Source organism: Psychrobacillus sp. PGGUH221 (assembly GCF_042055255.1).
In the GTDB taxonomy this organism is placed as follows: Bacteria; Bacillota; Bacilli; order Bacillales_A; family Planococcaceae; genus Psychrobacillus.
Map to the genome: position 1 here is coordinate 272,335 of NZ_JAQMHQ010000004.1, position 25,075 is coordinate 297,409.

Genomic DNA, 25,075 nt, shown 5'->3' on the forward strand with positions numbered 1-25,075 from the left:
TTCCATTTAAAATAGTAGTATAGATTGAGAGGGGGAAAAATTAGTTGGTTTCTTACATTGTATATTTTGCAATAATTTTGTTATTGCCAATTTATGCACAAATGAAAGTAAAAAGTACGTTTAAAAAATATTCAAAAGTACGTTCGACATCTGGAATGAGCGGTGCCCAAGTAGCTAGAACAATTTTAGATGCAAATGGATTACAAGATGTTAAAGTAGTAGAAAGTAGTGGGTTTTTAACTGACCATTACAATCCGATGACTAAAATTGTTGCATTGTCTTCGCAAAATTATCATGAGTCTTCGGTTGCTGGTTCAGCAGTTGCAGCCCATGAGGTTGGACATGCTATTCAACATAAAGAAGCATATTCTTTTCTAACTATTAGACATAAACTAGTTCCAATCGCTAACATTTCTTCAAATGCTTCTTGGATTTTCATCATGATAGGTATGCTTGCAACTTTCCCTAGTTTAATGTTACTTGGTATTGTATTGCTTGCAGTAGGCGTAGTATTCCAAATAGTAACCCTCCCAGTGGAGTTTAACGCTTCCAATCGTGCGATGAACCAAATGGTATCGTTAGGAATTATTCGCAATGAAGAAGAACCTCACGCGAAAAAGGTACTTAACGCCGCTGCATTAACATATGTAGCTGCTGCAGCAGTAGCAGTTCTTGAGTTAGTACGTTTAATCTTAATATACACAGGTATGGCAAACAGAGACGAATAGAATTTAAAAAGGATTGTCCCTCGTCGTTATGGGACAATCCTTTCTTATTCAATTGGTTTTTTCTCGTCATCGAGGGTGAAGCCTTCACCCATAACGTCATGCACATCCATAAGAGATACAAAAGCATGTGGGTCAACGGAAGTGATTATAGACTTTAATGCAGTAATTTCATTTTTAGCGACCACACAGTAGAGAATTTCCCGCTCATTCTTAGTAAAATGACCATGTCCGCGAAAAATAGTTACTCCACGGTCCATTATTTCTGAAATGCGATCAGCTATTTCATTTTGCTGATCAGAAATGATAAAAGCACCTCTTGCAGAATAAGCACCTTCTTGTACGAAATCAATAACTCTAGCCCCAACAAAAACAGCGACTAAGGTATACATCATCGATCTTTCGTCTAAAAAAGTTAACCAGGAAAGTAATATAACAAAAGCATCAAATAAAAACATTGTTTTTCCCATGCTCCAGCCTTTGTATTTATAGACTAGACGAGCAATTATGTCTACTCCGCCCGTTGTTCCACCGAATCTAAAAATAATACCTAAACCAATTCCAACGAAAACTCCGGCAAACAGGGAAACAAGAAACAAATCATCCTCTAATCCTAATTGGAATTCGTATACATGAAATATCTTTAAGAAAACTGAAACAGAGAATGTTCCTATTACAGTATAAGCAAACATTTTTCTGCCGAGCAATTTCCAACCAATGATAAACATTGGAATATTTAGTAGTAGGTTCATCAATGCTGGATCCCAGTTAAATACGAAATATAAAACTAAAGTAATACCAGAAAATCCACCTTCTCCAAGTTCGTTTTGCATATTAAAATGTACAAAACCAAAACTATAAATAGCGGATCCAATTATTATAGCTATAATATTTTTAAGTTTTAAACCAATCCCCATGAATCCACCTCACTATAATAGTATACTTATTATTATCATTCATTTGTTTGCTTTTGACAACCAGTGTATATTTTTATTAGGATGAGTAAGGGAGTGTGAAAATATGTCTGAAAATAAAACGTTAGTTGACTTACAAAAAGATGTAGATATATACATAAATCAATTTAAAGAAGGTTATTTTCCACCAATGGAAATGTTAGCTAGACTGACAGAAGAGTTAGGGGAGCTTTCCAGAGAGATACAACATAAATATGGTACGAAGAAGAAAAAGAGTACGGAAGTTGATAAAGAACTTGCAGAAGAAATGGGAGATTTCTTTTTTGTGTTAATTTGTTTAGCAAATGCAGAAGGAATTGACTTACAAGAATCCTTGCAAAAGGTATTAAATAAATACAATACAAGGGATAAGGATCGTTGGACTAAAAAGGAGGACTAGTTATGGTTATAAAAGTAGCAGTAGCAGGGCCAAGAGGAAGAATGGGAAAAGAAGCAGTAGATACAATAGTTAAAAATACAGACTTTTTATTAGTTAGTGTTTTAGACAATAAAAAAAATGAAGACTTTTTAGGAGATAATATTCCGATATTCACTTCTTTAAAAGAGTTAATATATCAAACCGAACCTGATGTACTTGTAGATTTAACAGTACCAAGCTCTGTTTTTGAACATGCAATGATTGCTTTGGATAGTGGAGTAAGACCTGTGATTGGTACTACAGGCTTTACTGATTTACAATTAGATGAGATTCGGAACAAAGTAGAGGAGAAGGAAATAGGATGCATTATCGCTCCAAACTTTTCAATTGGAGCCGTCCTAATGATGAAATTCTCCCAAATGGCTGCTAAATACTTACCGAATGTAGAAATAATTGAAATGCATCATGATAAGAAGGTGGATGCTCCTTCAGGTACAGCAACAAAAACAGCACAGATGATTAATGAAACGAGAACTACATTTAAGCAAGGTCATCCAGATGAAAAAGAAATTATGGAAGGGGCAAGAGGGGCAAACTTTTCCGGAATGCATATACATAGCGTACGAATGCCAGGTCTACTTGCACATCAACAAGTTCTTTTAAGTGGAGAAGGTCAGTTATTGACTATTCGACATGATTCGTTTGACCGGACTTCTTTTATGTCTGGGATTGTGTTATCCATCACTGAGATAATGAAACAAAATACACTAATTTACGGCTTAGAAGATATTATTTTAGAGGAGTGACATGATGAGAATAGCATTAGTGGCACATGACAAAAAAAAGGATGATTTAATTCAATTTGTTACTGCATATAAAACTATTTTTGAGGAACATGAATTATTTGCAACAGGAACGACAGGTACACGAATAATTGACGAAGTAGGTCTGTCAGTATTCAGATACAAGTCAGGTCCCCTAGGAGGGGATCAACAAATTGGTTCAGCGATAGCAAACAATGTAATGGATATGGTAATTTTTTTCAGAGATCCCCTTACTGCGCAACCTCATGAACCAGATGTATCTGCTTTAATCCGATTATGTGATGTGTATCAAATACCTTTAGCGACAAACATGGGTACCGCAGAGATATTACTAAAGGGAATTGAAGAAGGATTTTTGGATTGGCGGTTGCTTGAAGAGAGACGTACACGTTAAGGAAGTGATTTTATGCGCAAATTGAAAATTGGAATAACCTGTTATCCGACAGTTGGCGGATCAGGTGTTATTGCTACTGAATTAGGGAAATTGCTTGCTGAAAAAGGTCATGACATTCACTTTATCACTTCCAGTATGCCTTTCCGTTTAAACAGAATGTATCCAAATATAACGTTTCATCAAGTAGACGTTAATAGCTATTCTGTATTTCAATATGCCCCATATGATATTGCATTAGCGAACAAAATGGCTGAAGTAATTGAAGATGAAGGTCTAGATGTTTTGCATGTACATTATGCGATTCCTCATGCAGTTTGTGCTATTTTAGCCCGCGATATGGCGGATTCAGACATTGGCATTGTTACAACATTACATGGTACCGATATAACTGTGCTTGGTGAGGATTCTTCCTTATCAGGTGCCATTCGTTATGGTATTGAGAAATCAGATGTTGTCACTGCGGTTTCGGATTCCTTAGTTAGCCAAACATTGGAGTTAATTTCTCCGAAAAAAGAAATAGAAACTGTTTATAATTTTGTCGATGAAAATGAATATACAAAAAAAGAAGATAGAAATTTAAAGGAATTATTAGGAATTAGAGAAGATGAAAAAGTAATTATCCATGTTTCTAACTTTAGGAAAGTAAAACGTGTGCAAGATGTAGTCAAAAGTTTTGAGTTAATTCGAAATGAGATTCCCACAAAATTATTATTAGTTGGAGATGGACCTGAAAAACACCCTATTATGGAATATGTTAAAGGGAAATCTATCGAAAATGATATATTATTTTTAGGGAAGCAAGATAATTTATCTGAGTTATATTCAATATCAGATTTAATGCTACTGCTATCTCAAAAAGAATCTTTTGGATTAGTATTATTGGAAGCAATGGCATGTCAAGTCCCTTGTATTGGTACAAAAATTGGTGGTATACCAGAAGTCATCTCACATGGTGAAAATGGATATCTTGTTGAACTAGGAGATATAAATAAGGTCGCTGAATATGGATTGAATATATTACAAGACCCATTATTACATAAAGAACTAAGTGAAACATCTCTAAAAATTGTAAAAGAACGTTTTAGTTCTGCTAGTATTGTTGAACAGTATGAATCGTTATATGAAAGAGTGGCGAGAAAATAACATGATGAAGAATCGGTGGCCGATTGCATATCAAGTAATTGAACAGCTAGAGCAAGCTGGATTTGAAGCATATGTAGTAGGAGGAGCAGTCCGCGATTTCATAAGAGAAGTCGATGCAAATGATGTAGATATAACTACTAACGCGACACCGATTGAAGTCAAACAATTATTTAAACACACAATTGATGTAGGGATTGAACATGGAACAGTACTAGTTGTATTAGATGAAACAATCGAAGTGACTACTTTTCGTTCAGATGCAACCTATTCCGATTTTAGAAGGCCAGATCACGTTGAATTTGTTCGATCGCTTCAAGAAGATCTAAAAAGAAGAGATTTTACAATGAATGCAATGGCTTTAACAAAATCAGATGAGTTAATAGATTACTTTGGTGGTCAAAAGGATATTGAAAATAGATTAATACGTGCAGTTGGAGACCCGAAAAAGCGTTTTTCAGAGGATGCACTTCGAATGCTAAGAGCAGTTCGTTTCTCTGCTCAGCTGAACTTTTCCTTACAAGAATGTACATTGGATGCAATTAATTCGTTGCATGCTTTGATTGAGCATGTATCTATGGAAAGAGTAAAGGTTGAACTCGAAAAGATTTGGACAAGTACTTATGTCGGAAGAGGAATGCAATTATTTGTATCAAGTAAACTTGCAATAAATTTTCCAGGTGACTGGGATACTTATTTGGAAAAATGGAATAGCTTTAATTACTTTGGTAATGCCGCAAATGGTTGGGCATTTTTTTCAATTATGCAAAAAAGTGATGATATAAATGCTTTAATAAATTTTTATAAGTGCTCCAATGCTGAAAAATCCTATGTGAAACAAGTATCAGATGCAGTAGAATTATTGAAAAAAGGACATTGGACTACCTATGAAATTTTTCAATTTAAAGAAGATGTTCTAATAGCGGCAGCTAACTATGGTGCGCTCTTATTTGGAATTTCAGTTTCCTATACAAATGAGTCAATTCAACAATTAAAAAAAGCTATTCCGATCTCTTCTTCGAAAGAAATTGTAGTAAACGGAAATGACATTATGGAATGGAAACAACAAAAAAGGGGACCTTGGTTAAAAGACGTTATTGATAAAATGACGGAAGCTATTGTTAATGGACGAGTAGCGAATAATCGAAAAAGTATAAAGGAATGGTTTTTTCGTGAATATGACGAATAAAGAAAAAATACTAGCCCAATTGATTGCTGCAAAAGGAAACCCGATATCAGGCCAAAAGCTTGCAGATGAATTATCTATCTCACGAACAATGATTTGGAAGCACTTGAAAGCGCTAGAAGAAGAGGGGTATGTCGTGGAGGCTGTTAAGAAAAAAGGATATATTCTTCAAACAATCCCGGATATTGTATCGAAAGAGAGAATAACTCCACTATTAGAAACAAAGCAATTAGGTCATAATATCCTATATTTCCCTGTTTGCGATTCCACCCAAAACATTGCAGCTGAGTCTGCCAGAGAGGGTGTCTCTCATGGAACGGTAGTAATTACGGAAGAGCAAACATCTGGTAGAGGTAGGTTAGAACGAGCTTGGGATTCCACTGCGAATAAAGGAATATGGATGAGTGTCATTATTCGACCAGAGATCAGTCCACATCAAGCACCGCAATTTACACTTGTGTCTGCTGTCGCTATAACAAAGGCAATAGAATCATTAACAGGTTATGCACCTGAGATCAAGTGGCCGAATGATTTATTGTTAAATGGAAAAAAAGTAACTGGAATATTAACAGAGCTACAAGCAGATATGGATCGTGTTCAATCTATCATTATTGGAATTGGGGTAAATGTAAACCAAGATACGGAATCTTTTAATGAGTCCATTCAATCCATTGCTACTTCATTAAAAATGGAAACAGGATTAGAGATTGATCGAGCTGAGTTAGTTGCTAAAATCTTATTTTATTTAGAAAAATACTCGTCCATTTATGTAGAAAATGGATTTGAACCTATAAAACTTTTATGGGAAAGCTATAGCTGTACAATTGGAAAAAGAATTAGAGCCAGCCTCTTAAGAGAAACACTCGAAGGGGTAGCTATTGGAATAACTGCTGATGGTGTACTAGAGCTTCGTTTAGATAGTGGGGAAATTAGAGGAATTTATTCTGCAGATATTAACTTGATTGACAAATAATAATTTGGACTATTTTGTAGTATTCTGTTATTCTGTATGCGAAGGGTAGTATCTTTATTGAACTGCACCTGCTTATTATTTTACTGTAATTAAATAGTCTGCCTTGATCATGTAACGACAGGGACGGAGAAAACCTCAATTAACTTTTTCTGCCCTTCTGCCCATTTCTGGGATTGAAGGGCTTTTTATCGGTTTTCTTCTCAATAAAAAGAGGAGTGATACACAATGAAAACAACAAGTAGTTTTGTAGAGATGAAAAAAAACAATGAAAAAATTGCAATGATTACTGCATACGATTATCCTACTGCTAAGTTTGCAGAAAATGCAGGAATGGATATGATTCTAGTAGGAGACTCCTTAGGTATGGTAGTGCTTGGCTATGATTCAACTGTTCTTGTGACGCTAGATGACATGATACATCATGGAAAAGCTGCTAGAAGAGGTGCACCTAATACTTTTTTAGTAGTAGATATGCCTTTTGCAACTTATCATGGTTCATTAGACCAAACTCTTTCGAATGCAGTAAAAATTATGCAGCAAACGAGTGCACAAGCAGTAAAAGTGGAAGGTGCAGATGAAGTAATTCCTGTTATTCAAAGATTAACTTCTGCAGGTATTCCAGTTGTTGCCCATCTAGGTTTACTTCCACAGTCAGCTGGAGTTCTCGGTGGATATAAAGTGCAAGGTAAAACTGCAGCAGCTGCAGAAAAATTAATAGAGGATGCAATAAAATGTGAGCAAGCAGGTGCTTGTGCAGTAGTTTTAGAGTGTATCCCTCATCAGCTAACTGAAAACATTTCTACTGCTTTAACAATTCCTACAATAGGAATTGGAGCTGGTGTTACTGCGGATGGTCAAGTGTTGGTTTTCCATGATATGGTTAAATATGGAACACATCATATACCGAAATTTGTAAAGGAATTTGCAAATATTGGTGGACCAATTGCAGATGGTATAACACAGTATGTGAAAGAGGTTAAACATAAATCTTTCCCAGCAGAGCAACATCAATTTACTATGAAAGAAGATCAACTTCAACAATTGTATGGAGGAAAACATGAAAACAGTACAAACAATTAATGAATTACAAGAATTTCTAAATAGTAATAAAGGAAAAACAATTGGATTAGTTCCTACGATGGGATACTTGCATGAAGGACATCTCGCTCTACTAAACAAAGCAAGACAGGAAAATGATATTGTCGTTTCGAGTATTTTTGTCAATCCTGCTCAGTTTGGTCCAAACGAAGATTTAGATCGGTATCCAAGAGATATTGAGCATGATACAGAGCTTGCAATAGGAGCGGGGGTAGATGCTCTTTTTGTTCCGTCTGTTTTAGAAATGTACCCTTTTGAAAGCGGTATTTCTATTCATGCAGGGGAGCTTTCCACTAAACTTTGTGGAGAAAGTAGACCAGGACATTTTGATGGTGTATTAAAGGTTATTACTAAGTTATTTCATTTAGTAGAACCGACAAATGCTTATTTTGGCCAAAAGGATGCGCAACAACTTGCCATTATTGATACATTTGTTCAAGCTTATAATTTTCCTGTTCAAATTGTTCGAGTGCCAACTATTCGAGAAGCTGATGGACTTGCAAAAAGTTCACGAAATGTCTTTTTAAGCGAAAAAGAAAGAGTAGAAGCCATTCATTTATATAAAGCATTATCTATTGCGACCGATACATGGATGGAAACAAAGAATATCCAGGATGCTCTTGCAAAAGGTAAGGCTCATATTGAACAAAATACATCAGGTCGAATTGATTATTTTCAAGCATTATCTTATCCAAATTTAGGAACGGATCTGAATAATGTGGAACAAGTATTGTTTGCAACAGCTGTATTTTTTGAAAATGCCCGTTTGATCGATAATATAATAGTTGAAGTAAAGGAAGTGTGATTGATGTTACGAATGATGTTAAATAGTAAGATACACCGCGCAGTTGTGACTCAAGCAGATTTAAATTATGTAGGTAGTATCACAATCGATCAAGATATTTTGGATGCAGTAGGGATGCTGCCAAACGAGAAAGTGCATATTGTAAATAATAACAATGGAGCACGTTTTGAAACGTATATTATCTCTGGTGAAAGAGGAAGCGGTGTTATTTGTGTAAATGGAGCAGCTGCTCGCCTCGTGCAACGAGGAGATATTGTTATTATCCTTTCCTATGCCTACGTGATGAATGAGGAAGCCAAAACACATCAACCTACAGTAGCCATTATGAATGATAATAATACGATTAAACAGATAATACATTACGAACCTGAAGCTACAGTGATGTAATTTACTATCTGGCCAAAGACTTATTAGTTTTCTAAAATTCTTGAATGCGAGGGACGTGACTTTATCACGTCCCTCGCATCTTTTTGTAGTAATGATGTAAAAAAAGTTGTTCAAAGCACAAAGTAATAGTTTGAAAACAGAAATTCTTTAAATGGTGTGATAAAGGGGTACCTTATCTATATGCATTCGCGCTGGTCGCACGTCCGCATGAGCCCCTGTATGCGCTAAGGCTCATACATCTATCTCATACGGCACGTCATGCGGCTGGGAAGGCGCGACTGGAGGTATCATCAATTTCAAAAAAAGGTTTTCAATTAAAATGAGCTACATAGTAGTGTAAGACCTAAATACTTTACTTGTTATTAATGATTTTTCATCAAAAATAGGATGTGCAAACGACGAAGGAGCAACTCATCCTACGGAGGCTCATACATAGCGTGCGGCAAGCGCACACCCGAGTCCTAAAAGAGCAAATTAATTAGGTTTTAGGTTACATGGAATACTACTTATCTATATGCATTCGCGCAGGCCGCACGTCCGCATGAGCCGCTGTATGCGCTAGGCGCATCCATCTGTCTCATACGGCACGTCATGCGGCTGGGAATGCGCGAATGCAGGTGTCAGCCATTACAAATAAAAGGTTTTCTATTAAAATGAGCTACATAGTATTGGGACTCCAAAATATTGGCTGATTTTTCATCAACAGTGGTGACTAAGATGTGCGCATTACTAGCCGTAAGCGCACTTACATGTTAAATGCGGTTTTATACTGATAAATCATTTCTAAATATTTTAAGACCCCACATTTACTTCTTTCAATAAAATTTCATTACTTAAAGGGGAGTATCCAGGATGTGCACCTTACCCGCCGCAAAAGTGCGAAGAATGAGACCCCGTAAAGGATGTGGGAGCGACGAAGGAGCGACTCATCCTGCGGAGGCTCATGCGAAGCGTGCGGCAAGCGCACATCCGTATTTCTATTTTCTATGGTTTTGAAACATTTAATGAAGATTTATTTTCAATTGTTTACATCAAAATTTTCGTTTCTTATTAGTGAATGTGTTACAATTTTTTAGAGAAAGTCTTTAATGTTCTTACTTTTAAAAATTAGAATTGTGAGTTGAGGAATGGTGGAAAATCATAAATATGCAGTTGTAGATATTGAAACAACAGGCCATTCATCTTCTAATGGTGACCGCATAATTCAGATAGCAATTGTCTTTATAAATGACTATAAAATCACAAATACGTATACAACATTTATTAATCCGGAAAAACAAATTCCTTTCTTTATTCAAGATTTAACGAAAATTAAAGATGAAGATGTAGTGAATGCTCCTCTTTTTGAAGAAGTTGGTTCACAAATTTTAGATATGCTTCAAGACCATATATTTGTAGCACATAATGTTCATTTTGATCTTCCATTTTTACAAAGTGAACTTAAAAGAGTTGGGCTTCCGAAGTTAATTTGCAAAAATATGGATACAGTTGAATTTACAAAACTAATGTTTCCCAACTTGTATAGTTATAAGCTACAGGATATTTCCTCTGAATTACATATTGAGTTGCATTCAGCGCATCGTGCAGACGATGATGCGTTGGCTACTGCACATTTGCTATTAAAGTGCATAGAGCAACTTTCTCAATTACCACTACGAACAATAGAATTATTACATAAAAGATCTTTTCATTTGAAATCTAACTTATCCTTAATTTTCTTTGAGGTATTAACTTCTAAAAGAAAAGAGTTGGACTCAAAAGATTACCCAACTTATCATTCTATACCTTTAAAATATGTAGAGAATGAGATTGATTTTCAGCCTATTCAGCAATGTTATCCTTTAGAGAGATCTTCTAAATTGAGATTGTTCCATGAAAGTATGGAACGATTTGAAGAGCGTCCAGGTCAATTTGAATTAATGGATAAGATTCACGCTGCACTAAAGGATAAAAAAGAAATTGTTTGTGAGGCGGAGACTGGGATTGGTAAAACCTTGGGTTACTTACTTCCTGCTACCATTTATGCAATGGAGCAACGGAAACCAGTAATCGTTAGTACGTATACAACTCATTTAATTGATCAGTTAATTTTGGAAGAAATACCTAAATTAAATGAGCTCTTGGGTGTTCAAATCCAAGTAGGAAAATTGAAAGGGATGCATCATTATATCGATTTATATCGATTTTGGCAGCATCTTCAATTAGAAGACGAATCTTATGATGAAACTTTTACTATTATGCAAATATTAGTTTGGTTAACACTAACAGAAGAAGGGGATTTGACCGAGTTAAATGTTTCAGGTGGTGGTCAACTTTTTATTGATAAAATAAGAAGAACTGATCGTTTTAATATGGAAGAGTTGAAAGAGGTAGACTTTTATCAGAAAGCTATTCGAAAAAGTGAAAAATGTGATATTTTAGTTACCAATCATGCCATGATATTAGCAGATCAGGAAAGAGAAAATAGGTTATTGGCAAATGGATGTGCAACTATTATTGATGAGGCACATCAATTTATACATGCAAGTATGTCTAGAAAAGAACGTGTTTTTTCTTATACAAATTGGAAGTATGTGCTTGGTCAATTTGGAACATTGGATACGGAACATTTACTTTATAAATTGTCCGATTTGCATATTCCATTAGCTTTACGTGTACGTTTGGAAAAACAATTTGTTGAAGTAGTAAATACTTTTGATGATACTATTTCTGCTATCGTCCATTCTGCAAGCCAAACAAAAACTCGATATAAAAATACAAAAAAATCTATTCTTCTTGGAGAATTCAACATAGATGAATCCAGTTTGAGAAGAGTAGCAAACTCCATTCAAACTTTTATTTTTTCTGCAAACTCGATTATCCATTCATATTCGGACCAGTTAGAATTATATTCATCTATCATATTGAACGAATGGGAATATTGGATTCGAGAGCTTGAAATAAAAGTAAGCGAATGGGATGAAATATTTTTACAGGATGCCACACTTGAAGCAAAGTGGTTGGAAATGGATACAAGAAGCATACCGGGTAGCTTGACTATTATTAAAAGACCATTAAACTATCAGCAAGATATTAAAAGTGCCCTCGATCCGCTAAGAGAGGAAGGGGCGGTTGTATGGACTTCGGGAACACTTTCGGTTCCTACCAATCGCCACTTTATCACTTCTCAGTTAGGATTAGATAATAATATTAGCATTTCTACATTTAAAGCTTCTGCTGACTATTATAAAGGAGCAGAATTATTAATTGTTGACGATATGCCAGATATCCAGCAAGTATCTCAAAGTGACTATATTGAATCTATCGCAGAAGCAATTGTTCAAACAGTGCTGGTGACCGAAGGCAGATGCTTTGTCTTGTTCACTTCTCAAGATATGCTTCGAAAAACAGTTGACTTAATACAAGACACAGAATTGTTAGATGATTATATGTTGTTTGCACAAGGTATGTCATCTGGAAGTAGAATGCGCTTATTAAAATCATTTCAGCGTTTTTCTAAATCTGTATTATTTGGCACAAATAGTTTTTGGGAAGGTGTAGACGTTCCGGGAGACGCATTATCTGTAATAATTATGGTGAGACTTCCTTTTTCCTCTCCAGAAGACCCTTTATTTAAAAAGAGAGCAGAATTATTAACAATTAACGGTCAGAACCCATTTACTGCTTATTCTTTACCAGAAGCAGTTCTTCGCTTTAGACAAGGTTTTGGTCGATTAATCCGTTCATCATCCGATAAGGGTGTTTTTATCGTGTTAGATAGAAGAATTGAAACAAAGTCCTATGGAATCGATTTTATTCAAGCAATCCCTAATATTCCAGTAAAGAAAGTATCGCTAGAAAATATGGTCTTAGAGCTGGAAAATTGGTATACTAAGGGAGTATGAGTTTTAGAAAGCGGGTAGAAATATGGAAAAAAAAATTGAAGTGCTATCAACCGTTACGGTAAATTATCAGGGTGACTTATATAAAGTGGTTGATGCTTTAAATCGTACATTAAAAGAACAGGATTTAATGTTTGGATTGGCACTTGATAAGCAAGATCAAGAAAAAGCAGTATTTACAATTTACAGGACTTAACTAATGGCATTAAAAAGATGGATCCTGTTTATTGTTATTTTTTTAATCAGTCTAACGGTTGTTCTAAGCTTACTAATTTACTTTCAAGCAAAAAATCCTTTCAAAACTGCTAGCGAAGATGCTGAATCTTATGTAATGAAACATGAGTTGTTATCAGATATTAATGATTCTTATGTATATAATAGTTCTGATTCATTCCATACAGTTATAGGTACAACTGATAACGGGGAAGAAAAAGCGTTTTTCATTCCTGAAAAAAAGATAGATGAAGCTATAATGGAAGTTAATTTAAAGGATGGAATAACGAAAGAACAAGCGATTGAACTAGCTATGAAAGAGGAAAAGGACAGTAAAATATTACATGCTAAACTTGGAGTAGAAGAAGTAGGTCCAGTTTGGGAAATCACGTTTGTAGATAACGACAATAACCTTGGTTATGTGTATTTGTTATTTAATGACGGAGATTGGTGGAAACGTATTTCAAACTTATAATTTAACTTTTGAATTTTTGGAGGGTAACATGAAAAAAATTATGATTAAAGATATGGAGAACCATGTCGGCGAAACAATAAAATTAGGTGCATGGCTTTCAAATAAACGGTCAAGTGGTAAAATTGCTTTTTTACAACTACGTGATGGTTCTGGTTTTGTTCAAGGAGTTGTAGTGAAAGAGGAAGTTGGAGAAGAAATTTTTCAAGTTGCTAAAGGATTAACACAAGAAACTTCTATGTATGTAATAGGTGAAGTAACTAAAGACGATCGTTCTTCTTTTGGTTATGAATTACAGGTAAAACAAATTGATGTGATTCATGCTGCTGTGGATTTCCCAATTACACCTAAGGAACATGGTACGGAATTTTTAATGGACAATCGTCATTTATGGTTACGTTCTAGAAAACAACATGCTATTATGAAAATTCGTAATGAAATTATTCGTGCTACATATGAGTTTTTTAATAATAATGGATTTGTAAAAATGGACCCACCTATTTTAACTGGATCAGCTCCAGAAGGGACGTCCGAATTATTCCATACAAAATATTTTGATGAGGATGCTTATTTATCTCAATCTGGTCAATTGTATATGGAAGCTGCTGCAATGGCACTTGGTAAAGTATTTTCTTTTGGACCTACATTTCGTGCAGAAAAATCTAAAACACGACGTCATTTAATTGAATTTTGGATGATTGAGCCTGAGATGGCTTTTGTAGAATTCGACGAAAACTTAGAAGTGCAAGAACAATATGTTGAATATATAGCACAAGCAGTATTAAAAAATTGTACATTAGAATTAGAGCGTTTAGGTCGTGATATATCTAAACTTGAAAATATTAAAGCACCGTTTCCACGTATTTCTTATGATGATGCTATTAAATTTTTACATGAAAAAGGATTTGATGATATCCAATGGGGGGATGATTTTGGTTCTCCTCATGAAACAGCCATTGCAGAAAGCTACGACAAACCTGTTTTCATCACACATTATCCAGTAGGGATCAAACCTTTCTATATGCAACCGCATCCAGATAGAGATGATGTTGTATTATGTGCAGACTTAATTGCTCCTGAAGGTTATGGAGAAATTATTGGTGGATCTGAGCGTATTCACGACTATGATCTTTTAAAACAACGATTAGAAGAGCATGGTTTAGATGAAGCAGCATATGCATGGTATTTAGAGCTTCGTAAACAAGGTTCCGTGCCACATTCAGGTTTTGGACTTGGACTAGAAAGAACAGTTGCATGGTTAAGTGGAGCAGAACATGTACGTGAGTCTATTCCATTCCCACGTTTATTAAACAGATTATATCCATAAGATAAAACAACCGCTATATTTTCTTACTTAAAGGGACAAGGCATCACGGTTGGATCAAAAAGAAAGGGAGACGAGTATGCAAAAGCGAGATCGACTCCGTATTTGGACAGAGCAGGGAAATGTAACCATTTCCCAGCTTTTTTTTAGCTACTACAAGATGATTGATGTGAAAGATGAAGAAGCTATCATTCTTCTTCATTTAATTGCTTATGGTGAGGCTGGAAACCATTTTCCAACTCCCCAAAATCTAGTGGACAAGACGTATTTTGATGAAAATAAAGTAGTAAGTATTTTACAACGACTTTTGCAAAAAGGGTTTGTTCAAATTGAACAGCAAATTGATGAACAAGGTGTTCGTAATGAATATTATGATTTTCAGTGTCTCTGGAACTTACTTTTGGATTATGCAGAGCACGAACAGAACAAGGAAGAAGATCAACAAGTGAAAGTGGAGGAAGGCAATATTTATAAGTTATTCGAGCAAGAATTTGGTAGACTGTTATCACCCATGGAATATGAAACAATAGGCATGTGGTTTGACCAGGATCAACATTCTCCTTCACTTATTCGGTTAGCACTTAAAGAGGCAGTACTTGCCCAAAAGCTTAGCTTACGCTATATAGATCGTATTTTATTTGAATGGAAAAAGAAAAATATTAAGACAGTAGAAGCTGCAGAAAAAGAGTCGTCTAATTTCAGACAACAAATACCTGTTCCAAAACAAGTTGAACAAATTTCTAGTTCTACAAAAGTATCTTTTTATAATTGGTTAGAAGAAAGAGAGTAGGAGGGGGAAAATTGCTTACGAAAGCACAATGGCATTATTGCCTAGACGAGATGGAGCGAATGTTCCCTGATGCTCATTGTGAGCTCGTTCATGAAAATCCATTTGAACTCCTTGTTGCTACATTATTGTCTGCACAATGTACGGATGTTTTAGTAAATAAAGTGACAAAAACTTTATTTCAAAAATATAAAAAGCCTGAAGATTATTTAATGGTTTCTATTGAAGAGCTTCAATCAGATATTCGATCAATTGGTCTATATCGTAATAAGGCGAAAAATATACAAGCATTAAGTAAACAATTGATAGAATTATACGGTGGCGAAGTCCCTGCTAATAGAGACCTATTGACTACTTTTCCGGGTGTAGGCCGCAAAACCGCAAATGTTGTTGTTTCAGTAGCCTTTGACATTCCAGCAATTGCGGTGGATACACATGTAGAACGTGTAACAAAACGCTTAGGTTTATGTAGATGGAAAGATACAGTCTTGCAAGTAGAAGAGACATTAATGAAGAAAACTCCGATGGAGCTATGGTCAAAAGCACATCATCAACTAATATTCTTTGGGCGCTATCATTGTAAAGCACAAAATCCAAATTGCCCAGAATGCCCCTTATTGGCAGTTTGTCGAGAAGGGAAAAAGAGGATGAGTAAAATTGTCTAAAGATAATTCTTTCGATTTTCGGAGTAAATTTAAAGAATGGGACCTGTTAAAAGATAGTTTGGTCCAGCTTTTTAAAGAAAATGATGATTCAAGAAAAATCATCATGGAGCATGGGATACAGCTATTGAAAGATATTATTAAGGTTGCTGATGGAGTAAATTTAATCAATTTTACCGAACGCTTTGAATTTATTCAAAAGAATAGTTCAAATTATACTGCGTATCGTCAACTTGATGAGTTGTTTAAAGAAGCGAAAAAGAAAATTGCAGTGAAAAGAATCATGAATGATAAATAGTAGAAGATGACATAATGGGAAGTTTTTAATATTTACAAATAAAAAACGAGTTATCCATCTAGGATAACTCGTTTTTTTGTTTTATGGAGTTGTACTGGAATCCTCTCCAGATGTGGTACCATCAGGATTCGTTTCTTCCTGACCATCATCAGGTGTTGTATCTGTACCGTCCTCCCCAGTATTAGTTCCATCCTCACCATTAGAATTTCCATCGCCAGTGCCAGTGCCGTTGCCCTGGCCATTACCCTGGCCATTACCATTACCCTGGCCATTACCATTTCCATTATTGTTACCATTGCCGTTACCATTCTCATTACCTTCATTTTCATCAATATCGTCTGAAGGGTTATCTTCTGGATTTACTTCTTCTACGGCATCGAGTGTCAGAGAGATAGTAGCTGGTTCACTTCGAATTTCATCTGAAACTGCTATAACCGAAAATACATAAGTACTACCAGGTATCAAACTTTGAACGATTAATCCCTGTTGATTTGTTGTTTGTAGAACTTCACTTGGTCCATTATCGATAGCAACGGAAACTTCAAATTGTACATCTGTTTCCATTTCTTCTGGTTTTTTGAAATCCCATGATAATGTTGCAGTTGAAGTTATCTCATCATAATCCACGGATAAATTAGAAGGAGTATCTAACTCAAGTTGCTTATATTCTTCCGATACAGTAGTAGGTTCAGTTCCTTTAACAAACAGTTCGGTGGATTTTAAATTGTCAGGTGTATAATCGCTTGCTAATTGTAACGGATCAGTTCCTACCTCAATTGTCGCTTCTACTACTGAACTTGGTTTTTTGAAGCGCTCTGTATTTGTTCCATCTGAAATATTAGCCATTACTTCTTTAAAAATATGCTGTGGCAAATAACGCTCCTCGTTTGTAGTCATTGGAGTTTTTAATTCAGGATAACCAGACCAAACAGCAATAGAGTAATTTGTAGTGTATCCAGCAAACCACACATCAGGAAATGCGCTATCCGGTAAATTCCATTCCTTCATTTGATTTGCGTCATAGTTGGATGTACCAGATTTTCCAGCGATATCTAATCCACTCACTGCTGCACGTTTACCAGTACCTATCGTCATCACATCTCTTAGGACATCTGTCACTATATAAGCTGTAGAATCCTTCATGACAGGTTTAGATTCAGGACGATAATTTTTTTCTGTTTTACCATCTCGGTAAACAATTTTAGTTATCGCATATGGTTCAGTATGCATACCGCTATTTCCAAATGCTGCGTATGCTCCAGCCATTTGAATAGGGGACATGGCTTTAGATGTACCACCAATCGCACTACTTTCGGTTACGTCTCCTAAATCTATTCCGAAACGATTAATAAATTCTTTCGCATTTTTTGTGCCAACCTCTTGTAGTGTTTTAACAGCAGGTACATTTCGAGAATTATAAAGTGCTTCGCGCATTGTCATTTCACCTTTATATTTCCCATCAAAGTTTCGAACAACTTGATCCGTACCAGTGTATTTGATTTTTTCATCAACGATTGTCTGACCAGTTGACCAATTTAAATACTCTACTGCTGGACCATAGTCGATTAAAGGTTTGATAGTAGAACCGGGAGAGCGAACATTCATATCTTGTGCAAAGTTAAATCCTCGTTCTGCTCCATAATTTCTACCACCACCAACTGCAGCGATTGCACCTGTCTTTGTATCAATAACTGCAATAGCTGATTGGATTTTTTCTGAAGGGAACATATCAGAGTTAAGCGTAGATTCTACAGTCTGTTGTGCTGCAGGTTGTAAAGTTGTATGAATAGTAATACCTTCGGAGATTGCATCCCCATCACCATTTTTTTCTAATTCATCCAATACAATATCAATAAACGCATCATATTTAGAATCTTGTCGTGCTACACGTTGCTCTTCAGGTAATAAACCTTCCTCTATAGGTACTGCTTGTGCTGTTTTCATTTCTTCTTCTGTAATTTTGCCATGTAAATTCATTAAATGAAGTACAATGTTTCGTCTTTTTTCAGCAAGCTCAGGATTTTTGAATGGATTATAATTATTCGGACTTTGTGGCATTCCTGCAAGTACTGCGTATTGATCTAAAGTTAAGTCCTTTAATTCCTTACCATAGAAATATTGGGATGCTGTTCCAAATCCATATATTCTTCCAGACATTAAGATTTTATTAAAGTACATTTCAAATATTTCTTCTTTTTCATACTTGCGTTCTAGTTGAATAGCAAGATAGGCCTCTTGTGCTTTTCGTTTTAATGTTTTTTCATTTGTTAAAAACGAGTTTTTAATCACTTGTTGTGTTAAAGTACTGGCACCTTGAGAACCAAAACCGCTTGTGAAGTTTGCTAATACTGCTTTCCCTAAACGTAGGAAATCGACTCCCATATGATCATAAAACCGAACATCTTCCGTCGCTAAAATAGCATCTTCCATTTGTTGGGGTATTTGATCGTAGGGAACATGTTCTCTACTTTCCGAACCAACTGTAGCAAATACTTCTCCGTTTGCATCCAAAAGTTTTGGACTAATAGGATCCTTTAAAGATTTTTCGTCTAATTCTGGAGCAGTGCTTGCATAATAAGCGAATAGGGATCCTCCTGCTATAAGTCCTACAATACCTAAAGCTAGTACAGTAACAAAAATACGTTTTATCCATAGTTTTATAGGTTTCTTCGGTTGTTTTTTTTGTTGTAATTCTTTTCTTCTTTGTTCACGAGTTCTTTTTTGCTCACTCATAAACGTCTCCTCACTTTCACTTTATACGTTCAAGTTATCAACTATTTTTAAATAATCAATCCTTGGTGCATATTTGGGAATAATCTCTATTGCATGCTCTTCAAATTCATTAAAAGCAATAGATTTTCTTCCACCTGTTTGCATTCTTTCCCAAAAAAGCTCTAATTGTTCAAAAGGCAAATAAAAATACCGATCAAATGCCGAGAAACGTACTAGTAAAAAACAAACGCCATTTTGTTTAGTTACTTTTCTCATATGATTTACTTGATGTTCGTGTACATTTTTCAAGGGAAACGCTGTTCTATTTTCCGTTTCTTTTGCTTCAAAGTCAATATATTTACCTTGGTACACACCGTTAAAGTCTGTAGTAGAAGGTGTTCGATAATACGCTTCTCTAATCACTGCACTACTTCGACTAGGATATTCTACTTTAACGACCTGAATAGGGATTGGTTTTTTATATATGACAGCTAGACCACTTAAAAGGTAGTATTCGTTTGCATCATTTAACTCATCCTCTAACGTCTTACCCCTATTACTAAAAGAATAATCCTTTTTCTTAATTTTTAACGGTTCTTTTTTGGGAGTATACACTCTACCATTTGGATAATGAATAGCCAAGCAGATCACCTCTTTATGCTATTAGTTTATCACAAGTTACTTAGACGAATACTATTCATATTTAGTTTCATTTCTGTTACAGCGAGTTTACTTTGTCGAGTGCACACTAGTTTTGTCTGTTGTAAAGAACGTTTGTCGAGAGGGAAGGTATTTATAGAAAAACAAGGAACATACTCTAAAAAGGAGGAATTATTATGAATAAAATTGAACGATTAATTGACCAACTTGAGTTACTTGAGTATTTACTCGAAAGTCGACTACACGATGAACAAGATAAATTCGAGGAAAACTTTAGTCAGTCCTCTTTTCATTTGCTAGCTAAAATTGAAAAAATGGAAAAAAAATTATAAAGAATATACGTTCGCCTAGAACTAGTAAAAAGTTTTGTTATTTGATAAACTATTACTAGAATGTGAGGGATAACTTTGTCACTATTAAATATTAGTAAACATTTATTGAAAGAATGTGATGATTGTATCGTCCGTTTTGAAACTTATCGTAAAGAAGATAAAGATCCTGATTTTTTTCAAGATGTAAAACCACATGCATATCAAATAGATGAGCTTTTGCAAGAATGGGAACAACTAGTCCGAAAATGGATTCAAGAAAAGAGACCTAAGTATGTCCATCCTAGTCAGGTTGACTCTTTACTTGAGTCCATGAAGCAATTTATTGTGCAATCGTACTATAAAGGTACGAGTAAAAAAAGGTTTCTAAAGTCAATTCATTCATCAAAATATACATTGGAAACAATTATTCAAGCTATCAAGGAAGTGGGGGATGAACATGCATAAACGAAAGAGCGTTCAACAATTACTAGATGATTGGAAGTTAGATGGAAATAGAAATTCACGCATAGTGCATGTTCATACAACTGAAGAGAAACAAGCAAAATATGCACCATTTCCCGATCAAATGCATCCTTCTTTACAAAAAGCATTAGTCAGTCGTGGAGTAAATCAATTGTATATTCATCAAAGACAAGCTTTTGATACTGCGATGTCTGGTAAGTCATATACTACAATCACTCCTACTGCCTCAGGAAAATCACTTTGCTATCACCTACCAGTTCTTCAGTCGATATTAGACGATCCAACCTCGCGAGCCATTTACTTGTTTCCGACAAAAGCATTAGCCCAGGACCAAAAAAGCGATTTAAACGCACTAATTCAAGAGAGTGAAGAGGAAATTTTAAGTTATACATATGATGGAGACACAGAACCTGGTATAAGACAGAAAATTAGAAAGTCAGGTCATATAGTATTAACAAATCCTGATATGCTTCATTCTGGAATTCTCCCACATCACACTAAATGGGTATCTCTTTTCGAGAACTTAAAATTTATAGTTATAGATGAAATCCATACATATAAGGGTGTTTTCGGTAGTCATGTTGCACATGTTATACGAAGGTTAAAGAGAATTTGTGCGTTTTATGGAAGTCATCCGCAGTTTATTTGTACATCTGCTACGATTAAAAATCCAAAAGAGCTTGCGGAATCTTTAACAAATGCTTCGCATACATTAATCGATGAAAATGGTGCCCCTGCAGGTAAGAAACATTTTGTGTTTTACAATCCACCAATTATTCATCCAGTATTTAATGTGAGAAGAAGTGCAATATTAGAAGTTAGAGATTTAGCAAAGGAATTATATGTGAATGGGATTCAAACAATTGTTTTTGCAAAAAGTAGAGTTCGAGTCGAAATGCTCGTAACTTATTTACAAGGGCTAGTTAGCAAAAAAATAAATGACCAAACAATTCGCGGTTATAGAGGAGGTTATTTACCTTCTGAAAGAAGAACAATTGAAAAAGGTTTAAGAGACGGATTAATTAGAACTGTAGTAAGCACTAATGCATTAGAGTTAGGGGTAGATATTGGTCAATTACAAGCATGTATAATGACAGGATACCCTGGCAATATCGCAAGTGCATGGCAACAGGCAGGTAGAGCAGGAAGAAGGCAGGATGAGGCTCTAATTATATACGTTGCTCAATCCACTGCACTTGATCAATACGTGGTGAACCATCCTTCTTACTTTTTAGGTCAATCTCCAGAAGAAGTACGTATTCATCCTGATAACATGATAATTTTAATGGATCATTTGAAATGTGCAGCATTTGAGTTACCATTTTCAACGATGGATTCATACGGCGAATTTTCAATTCAAGAGTTACTTGAATTTTTGGAGGAGGAAGGCGTTTTATTAAAAACAGCTGAGAAATGGCATTGGATGTCTGAAAGTTTTCCAGCGAGCAATGTAAGTTTACGTTCTGCTTCTCAAGAAAATGTTATTATTATTGACCAATCTATACCAACAAAAACGAGAGTGATTGGTGAAATGGATCAATATAGTGCGATGACTTTACTGCATGAGGAAGCGATATATTTACATCAAGGAACTCAATTTCAAGTAGAAATACTGGACTGGGAAGAGAAAAAAGCATTTGTCAGAGAGGTAGACGTGGATTATTTCACAGATGCTAACATTGCGGTAGAGTTAAAAGTATTGAGTGAGGATAAGGAAAAAGAAGCCAATGTTGGAAAACTGTTATTTGGTGACATTATTGTATTAGCGCAACCAACTATCTTTAAAAAAATTAAGTTTGATACTCATGACAACATTGGATCCGGTAAGATTCACTTACCTCCAATAGAATTGCATACTTCCTCTACATGGTTTAGCTTTGAAAAACCAGATGATTGGACGGATACTCTACTATCAGATGCAATGACTGGAGCAGCTTATGCGCTTCATGCATTTATTCCATTATTCATTCATTGTGATTCTAAAGATATTCATGTCGTACCACAAGTGAAATCAACTAATATGGAAAAACCAACTTTTTATATTTATGATAGTTATCCAGGTGGTATTGGATTATCAGAAAGAATGTTTGATTTATGGAATGAATTAGTTCCTAAAGTAACAGAGCAAGTAGCAAGCTGTTCTTGTAGTAATGGTTGTCCTGCTTGTATCGGAGCTCAAGATGCTGAATTGAATTTGAAAAAAGAAGTATTAAGACTATTCCATTTTTTGCAGGTAAAAGAAAATGTCCTATGAAAAAAAGTTATTACAAATGAAAGGGCTCGTAAAAAAGAATTCGAGCGAACAGATTAAAAAGGAAGTTTCTACTTATCAGCTTCCTTTTTATACAGAGAAATGGATTCAGCACGGACTTAAACTAATTCAGAACGAACATGGTTTTTTATTTGTAAAAGAATCTTTCTACTCAAATGAGCATATACATGGAAACATTGCATTGAGTAAATTAAATCAAGCGATCAAATTTATGCAGAATAACTATCCAGAACATCCATTAACAGTTTCTTCAAATAATAGCTTTTCCTTTTATGATACAGAAACAACTGGTTTGAAGGGGACAGGAGTACTTATTTTTCTTAATGGAATATTAACGAAAACGAATGATGGTTTTTTATTGAAACAATTTGTACTTGCAGATCCAAGTCAAGAAACCGCATTTTTATATGCTTCGGATTTCTGGAAAGACACACAAACAATTATTACTTATAACGGAAAAAGCTTTGATTTGCCACAACTAATTACAAGATGGACAATGAATCGAAATTTTCTTCCAACATTAAAACAGCATGATCATATTGACTTGATGCATACTTCCAAACGAATATGGAAAGGTGATTTAGAAAGATTTAAACTAAAGCAAATCGAAGAACAAAAGTTAGGTTTTAAAAGAAATGGAGATATACCAGGTCATCTTGCTCCCATTATTTATTTTGACGCAGTGAAGACAGGTAGTCCAGTTAATTTGATGAAAGTTTTAAAACATAATGAATGGGATATTTTATCTTTGGTAACGCTATATATAATTACAGTGGATTTAATGACCAAAAAAGATGAGGTAGCTGAATCTTCTGTGACGTATACAAATATCGGAAAATGGTTTCAGGATTTGAAAACAACCGAAGTTAGCTTTGACTGGTTTAAATTTGTCGTGAATCATTTCCCAAAAGAGGAAGCTTGCGTTGCCTATATGTTCTTAGGCTTACATTTGAAACGCAAAAAGCTTTTTATCGAGAGCATCCAAGCTTTTGAGGAATCTTTAAAGGAAATAAGCGGGAAATATCGTTTAAAAGTTTATATAGAATTAGCTAAATTGTATGAGCATCAACAAAGAGATTTTGAGTCAGCGCTAAAAATGACCTTAAAAAGCGCGGCATATATGGATTCTTTAAGCGATAGTATTTCCACACAAACAAAGTTACGCATCGAAAAAGAACTAATTAAAAGAAGAGAAAGAATAAGCCGGAAAATAATTATTTCCCGGGCAAGCGCACAACATAACAAAAAGCGCGTACAAATGCCTTAAATTACTCCATTATTCGACATCATTATGCTATAATACGTTTAGCGAAATGTAGATGGAAGGAAGATGTACTATGGAATTGAAGTTTAAACCATCAGATATATTAGAAAAAGAATTTAAAACAGGCTTAAGAGGGTACAACCAAGAGGAAGTTGACGTATTCTTAGATGATATTATTCAAGATTACGAGGCTTTTGAAAAGAAAATTTCCCAACTTCAATTAGAAAATAAGCAATTAAGAGAAGAATTGGCAGAGGCTCCGAAAAGAACTCAGCAAGCACCACCACCACCTACTGGTGCAACGAATTTTGATATTTTGAAACGACTTTCACATTTAGAGAAACATGTATTTGGAAGTAAATTATACGAATAATTATATTAATTTCAATGCGTTGAAATGTCGACAAGTTTCGTGTATACTATGAATACCACTTATATATTCGGGCAATCGCTGCAATGCTAGACATTGTAGAGGAAAGTCCATGCTCACACAATTCTGAGATGAATGTAGTGTTCGTGCTTAGTGAAAAAATAAACTAAGGCAGCTATTTTTAGCTGACGGCGGGATGAAGGCCTAAGTCCTTTTTAGGATATGGCTGACAATCTCTGAAAGTGCCACAGTGACGTAGCTGTATAGGAAACTATACAGGTGGAACGAGGTAAACCCCACGAGTGAGAAACCCAAATTATGGTAGGGGCATCTTCTTGAAGGAAATGAACGGATAGAAGAACAGAAGTTATTCTGTAGATAGATGATTGCCATCTACACAGTACGAGGTAAAGCACCGTTTGAGTACCGTAGAGACAAAACATGGCTTATTGAGTGTATGAGTGGCTAAATAATAATATAAACAAGCTCTCCATTCGAGGAG

25 protein-coding genes and 1 other RNA gene are annotated in these 25,075 nt (G+C 35.2%); 23 read left to right on the plus strand and 3 right to left on the minus strand.

The window, feature by feature from the left end; genetic code table 11:
- Positions 1-44 precede the first annotated feature (44 nt).
- Complete coding sequence (locus PGC35_RS08885; protein WP_056829494.1) at positions 45-728, plus strand: zinc metallopeptidase; 684 nt, start codon at positions 45-47, stop codon at positions 726-728.
- Between the two features lie 44 nt (positions 729-772).
- Here PGC35_RS08885 and PGC35_RS08890 read toward each other — a convergent pair whose 3' ends face one another.
- The gene (locus PGC35_RS08890) at positions 773-1,642 is read right to left on the minus strand and encodes a YitT family protein (protein WP_056829496.1); all 870 of its coding nucleotides are present in this window, start codon (positions 1,640-1,642) and stop codon (positions 773-775) included.
- 103 nt (positions 1,643-1,745) lie between these two features.
- On the opposite strand from PGC35_RS08890, the gene PGC35_RS08895 reads away from it, so the two are divergent.
- From PGC35_RS08895 to PGC35_RS08970, 16 genes are all read left to right on the plus strand, one after another.
- The gene (locus tag PGC35_RS08895; RefSeq protein WP_056829498.1) at positions 1,746-2,078 is read left to right on the plus strand and encodes a nucleotide pyrophosphohydrolase; all 333 of its coding nucleotides are present in this window, start codon (positions 1,746-1,748) and stop codon (positions 2,076-2,078) included.
- A gap of 2 nt (positions 2,079-2,080) precedes the next feature.
- On the plus strand, positions 2,081-2,863 hold the full coding sequence (gene dapB / locus PGC35_RS08900) for a 4-hydroxy-tetrahydrodipicolinate reductase (protein WP_275787347.1): 783 nt from the start codon (positions 2,081-2,083) through the stop codon (positions 2,861-2,863).
- A 4-nt stretch (positions 2,864-2,867) separates the two neighbouring features.
- Positions 2,868-3,275, plus strand: a complete 408-nt coding sequence (gene mgsA / locus PGC35_RS08905) for a methylglyoxal synthase (protein ID WP_053589775.1) — start codon at positions 2,868-2,870, stop codon at positions 3,273-3,275.
- 12 nt (positions 3,276-3,287) lie between these two features.
- The gene (gene bshA / locus PGC35_RS08910) at positions 3,288-4,418 is read left to right on the plus strand and encodes an N-acetyl-alpha-D-glucosaminyl L-malate synthase BshA (RefSeq protein WP_375218891.1); all 1,131 of its coding nucleotides are present in this window, start codon (positions 3,288-3,290) and stop codon (positions 4,416-4,418) included.
- Between the two features lies 1 nt (position 4,419).
- Entirely contained in the window at positions 4,420-5,604 is a 1,185-nt protein-coding gene (locus PGC35_RS08915; RefSeq protein WP_375218892.1) for a CCA tRNA nucleotidyltransferase, read from the plus strand.
- A complete protein-coding gene (locus PGC35_RS08920; RefSeq protein ID WP_375218929.1) occupies positions 5,594-6,574 on the plus strand; it encodes a biotin--[acetyl-CoA-carboxylase] ligase in 981 nt (326 codons plus the stop codon). The genes PGC35_RS08915 and PGC35_RS08920 overlap by 11 nt, the downstream gene beginning before the upstream one ends.
- 225 nt (positions 6,575-6,799) lie before the next feature.
- Entirely contained in the window at positions 6,800-7,654 is an 855-nt protein-coding gene (gene panB / locus PGC35_RS08925) for a 3-methyl-2-oxobutanoate hydroxymethyltransferase (RefSeq protein WP_375218893.1), read from the plus strand.
- On the plus strand, positions 7,632-8,477 hold the full coding sequence (panC, locus tag PGC35_RS08930) for a pantoate--beta-alanine ligase (protein ID WP_375218894.1): 846 nt from the start codon (positions 7,632-7,634) through the stop codon (positions 8,475-8,477). The genes panB and panC overlap by 23 nt, the downstream gene beginning before the upstream one ends.
- 3 nt (positions 8,478-8,480) lie before the next feature.
- Complete coding sequence (gene panD / locus PGC35_RS08935; protein ID WP_375218895.1) at positions 8,481-8,864, plus strand: aspartate 1-decarboxylase; 384 nt, start codon at positions 8,481-8,483, stop codon at positions 8,862-8,864.
- A 1,127-nt stretch (positions 8,865-9,991) separates the two neighbouring features.
- Positions 9,992-12,748 carry an ATP-dependent DNA helicase DinG gene (dinG, locus tag PGC35_RS08940; protein ID WP_375218896.1) on the plus strand — a complete coding sequence of 919 codons (2,757 nt, stop codon included), beginning with the start codon at positions 9,992-9,994 and terminating at the stop codon, positions 12,746-12,748.
- Positions 12,749-12,770: 22 nt separating this feature from the next.
- Positions 12,771-12,941 carry a YpmA family protein gene (locus tag PGC35_RS08945; RefSeq protein WP_082355209.1) on the plus strand — a complete coding sequence of 57 codons (171 nt, stop codon included), beginning with the start codon at positions 12,771-12,773 and terminating at the stop codon, positions 12,939-12,941.
- Positions 12,942-12,944: 3 nt separating this feature from the next.
- On the plus strand, positions 12,945-13,433 hold the full coding sequence (locus PGC35_RS08950) for a cell wall elongation regulator TseB-like domain-containing protein (RefSeq protein WP_375218897.1): 489 nt from the start codon (positions 12,945-12,947) through the stop codon (positions 13,431-13,433).
- A 28-nt stretch (positions 13,434-13,461) separates the two neighbouring features.
- The gene (gene asnS, locus PGC35_RS08955; RefSeq protein WP_275787326.1) at positions 13,462-14,757 is read left to right on the plus strand and encodes an asparagine--tRNA ligase; all 1,296 of its coding nucleotides are present in this window, start codon (positions 13,462-13,464) and stop codon (positions 14,755-14,757) included.
- Positions 14,758-14,833: 76 nt separating this feature from the next.
- Positions 14,834-15,544: a DnaD domain-containing protein gene (locus tag PGC35_RS08960; RefSeq protein ID WP_056829517.1), complete on the plus strand. Its 711-nt coding sequence runs from the start codon at positions 14,834-14,836 to the stop codon at positions 15,542-15,544.
- Positions 15,545-15,555: 11 nt separating this feature from the next.
- Entirely contained in the window at positions 15,556-16,206 is a 651-nt protein-coding gene (gene nth, locus PGC35_RS08965) for an endonuclease III (protein ID WP_053589765.1), read from the plus strand.
- Complete coding sequence (locus PGC35_RS08970) at positions 16,199-16,501, plus strand: YpoC family protein (protein ID WP_375218898.1); 303 nt, start codon at positions 16,199-16,201, stop codon at positions 16,499-16,501. Before nth ends, PGC35_RS08970 begins: the two co-directional genes overlap by 8 nt.
- Positions 16,502-16,582: 81 nt before the next feature.
- Here the strand turns inward: PGC35_RS08970 and PGC35_RS08975 are convergent, their stop codons facing one another.
- Both PGC35_RS08975 and recU read right to left on the minus strand, forming a co-directional pair.
- A complete protein-coding gene (locus PGC35_RS08975) occupies positions 16,583-19,234 on the minus strand; it encodes a PBP1A family penicillin-binding protein (protein ID WP_375218899.1) in 2,652 nt (883 codons plus the stop codon).
- 21 nt (positions 19,235-19,255) lie between these two features.
- Positions 19,256-19,855 (minus strand): Holliday junction resolvase RecU, encoded by a 600-nt coding sequence (recU, locus tag PGC35_RS08980; protein WP_375218900.1) that lies wholly within the window; start codon positions 19,853-19,855, stop codon positions 19,256-19,258.
- 194 nt (positions 19,856-20,049) lie between these two features.
- Here recU and PGC35_RS08985 point away from each other — a divergent pair, with 194 nt between their 5' ends.
- The 6 genes from PGC35_RS08985 to rnpB all read left to right on the plus strand — a co-directional run bounded on the left by PGC35_RS08985 (position 20,050) and on the right by rnpB (position 25,027).
- Positions 20,050-20,205, plus strand: coding sequence for a hypothetical protein (locus tag PGC35_RS08985; protein ID WP_156350744.1), 156 nt, complete (start codon positions 20,050-20,052; stop codon positions 20,203-20,205).
- 75 nt (positions 20,206-20,280) lie between these two features.
- A complete protein-coding gene (locus tag PGC35_RS08990) occupies positions 20,281-20,649 on the plus strand; it encodes a YppE family protein (RefSeq protein WP_375218901.1) in 369 nt (122 codons plus the stop codon).
- Positions 20,642-22,921, plus strand: coding sequence for a DEAD/DEAH box helicase (locus tag PGC35_RS08995; protein ID WP_375218902.1), 2,280 nt, complete (start codon positions 20,642-20,644; stop codon positions 22,919-22,921). The genes PGC35_RS08990 and PGC35_RS08995 overlap by 8 nt, the downstream gene beginning before the upstream one ends.
- Positions 22,911-24,206 carry a ribonuclease H-like domain-containing protein gene (locus PGC35_RS09000; RefSeq protein ID WP_375218903.1) on the plus strand — a complete coding sequence of 432 codons (1,296 nt, stop codon included), beginning with the start codon at positions 22,911-22,913 and terminating at the stop codon, positions 24,204-24,206. Before PGC35_RS08995 ends, PGC35_RS09000 begins: the two co-directional genes overlap by 11 nt.
- A gap of 70 nt (positions 24,207-24,276) precedes the next feature.
- Positions 24,277-24,576, plus strand: coding sequence for a cell division regulator GpsB (gpsB, locus tag PGC35_RS09005; protein ID WP_375218904.1), 300 nt, complete (start codon positions 24,277-24,279; stop codon positions 24,574-24,576).
- Positions 24,577-24,639: 63 nt separating this feature from the next.
- Positions 24,640-25,027, plus strand: an RNA gene (gene rnpB / locus PGC35_RS09010) — RNase P RNA component class B.
- Positions 25,028-25,075: the final 48 nt, after the last annotated feature.

Excerpts from the sequence above, each read along its gene's own strand:
- panB (WP_375218893.1), top strand. The coding sequence starts at position 6,800 with ATGAAAACAACAAGTAGTTTTGTAGAGATGAAAAAAAACAATGAAAAA.
- PGC35_RS09000 (WP_375218903.1), top strand. The coding sequence starts at position 22,911 with ATGTCCTATGAAAAAAAGTTATTACAAATGAAAGGGCTCGTAAAAAAG.
- PGC35_RS08915 (WP_375218892.1), top strand. The coding sequence starts at position 4,420 with ATGATGAAGAATCGGTGGCCGATTGCATATCAAGTAATTGAACAGCTA.
- PGC35_RS08890 (WP_056829496.1), bottom strand. The coding sequence starts at position 1,642 with ATGGGGATTGGTTTAAAACTTAAAAATATTATAGCTATAATAATTGGA.
- PGC35_RS08945 (WP_082355209.1), top strand. The coding sequence starts at position 12,771 with ATGGAAAAAAAAATTGAAGTGCTATCAACCGTTACGGTAAATTATCAG.
- PGC35_RS08895 (WP_056829498.1), top strand. The coding sequence starts at position 1,746 with ATGTCTGAAAATAAAACGTTAGTTGACTTACAAAAAGATGTAGATATA.
- PGC35_RS08995 (WP_375218902.1), top strand. The coding sequence starts at position 20,642 with ATGCATAAACGAAAGAGCGTTCAACAATTACTAGATGATTGGAAGTTA.
- asnS (WP_275787326.1), top strand. The coding sequence starts at position 13,462 with ATGAAAAAAATTATGATTAAAGATATGGAGAACCATGTCGGCGAAACA.
- panD (WP_375218895.1), top strand. The coding sequence starts at position 8,481 with ATGTTACGAATGATGTTAAATAGTAAGATACACCGCGCAGTTGTGACT.
- mgsA (WP_053589775.1), top strand. The coding sequence starts at position 2,868 with ATGAGAATAGCATTAGTGGCACATGACAAAAAAAAGGATGATTTAATT.
- PGC35_RS08920 (WP_375218929.1), top strand. The coding sequence starts at position 5,594 with ATGACGAATAAAGAAAAAATACTAGCCCAATTGATTGCTGCAAAAGGA.
- gpsB (WP_375218904.1), top strand. The coding sequence starts at position 24,277 with ATGGAATTGAAGTTTAAACCATCAGATATATTAGAAAAAGAATTTAAA.
- PGC35_RS08975 (WP_375218899.1), bottom strand. The coding sequence starts at position 19,234 with ATGAGTGAGCAAAAAAGAACTCGTGAACAAAGAAGAAAAGAATTACAA.
- PGC35_RS08950 (WP_375218897.1), top strand. The coding sequence starts at position 12,945 with ATGGCATTAAAAAGATGGATCCTGTTTATTGTTATTTTTTTAATCAGT.
- bshA (WP_375218891.1), top strand. The coding sequence starts at position 3,288 with ATGCGCAAATTGAAAATTGGAATAACCTGTTATCCGACAGTTGGCGGA.
- dinG (WP_375218896.1), top strand. The coding sequence starts at position 9,992 with ATGGTGGAAAATCATAAATATGCAGTTGTAGATATTGAAACAACAGGC.
- dapB (WP_275787347.1), top strand. The coding sequence starts at position 2,081 with ATGGTTATAAAAGTAGCAGTAGCAGGGCCAAGAGGAAGAATGGGAAAA.
- PGC35_RS08985 (WP_156350744.1), top strand. The coding sequence starts at position 20,050 with ATGAATAAAATTGAACGATTAATTGACCAACTTGAGTTACTTGAGTAT.
- PGC35_RS08960 (WP_056829517.1), top strand. The coding sequence starts at position 14,834 with ATGCAAAAGCGAGATCGACTCCGTATTTGGACAGAGCAGGGAAATGTA.
- panC (WP_375218894.1), top strand. The coding sequence starts at position 7,632 with ATGAAAACAGTACAAACAATTAATGAATTACAAGAATTTCTAAATAGT.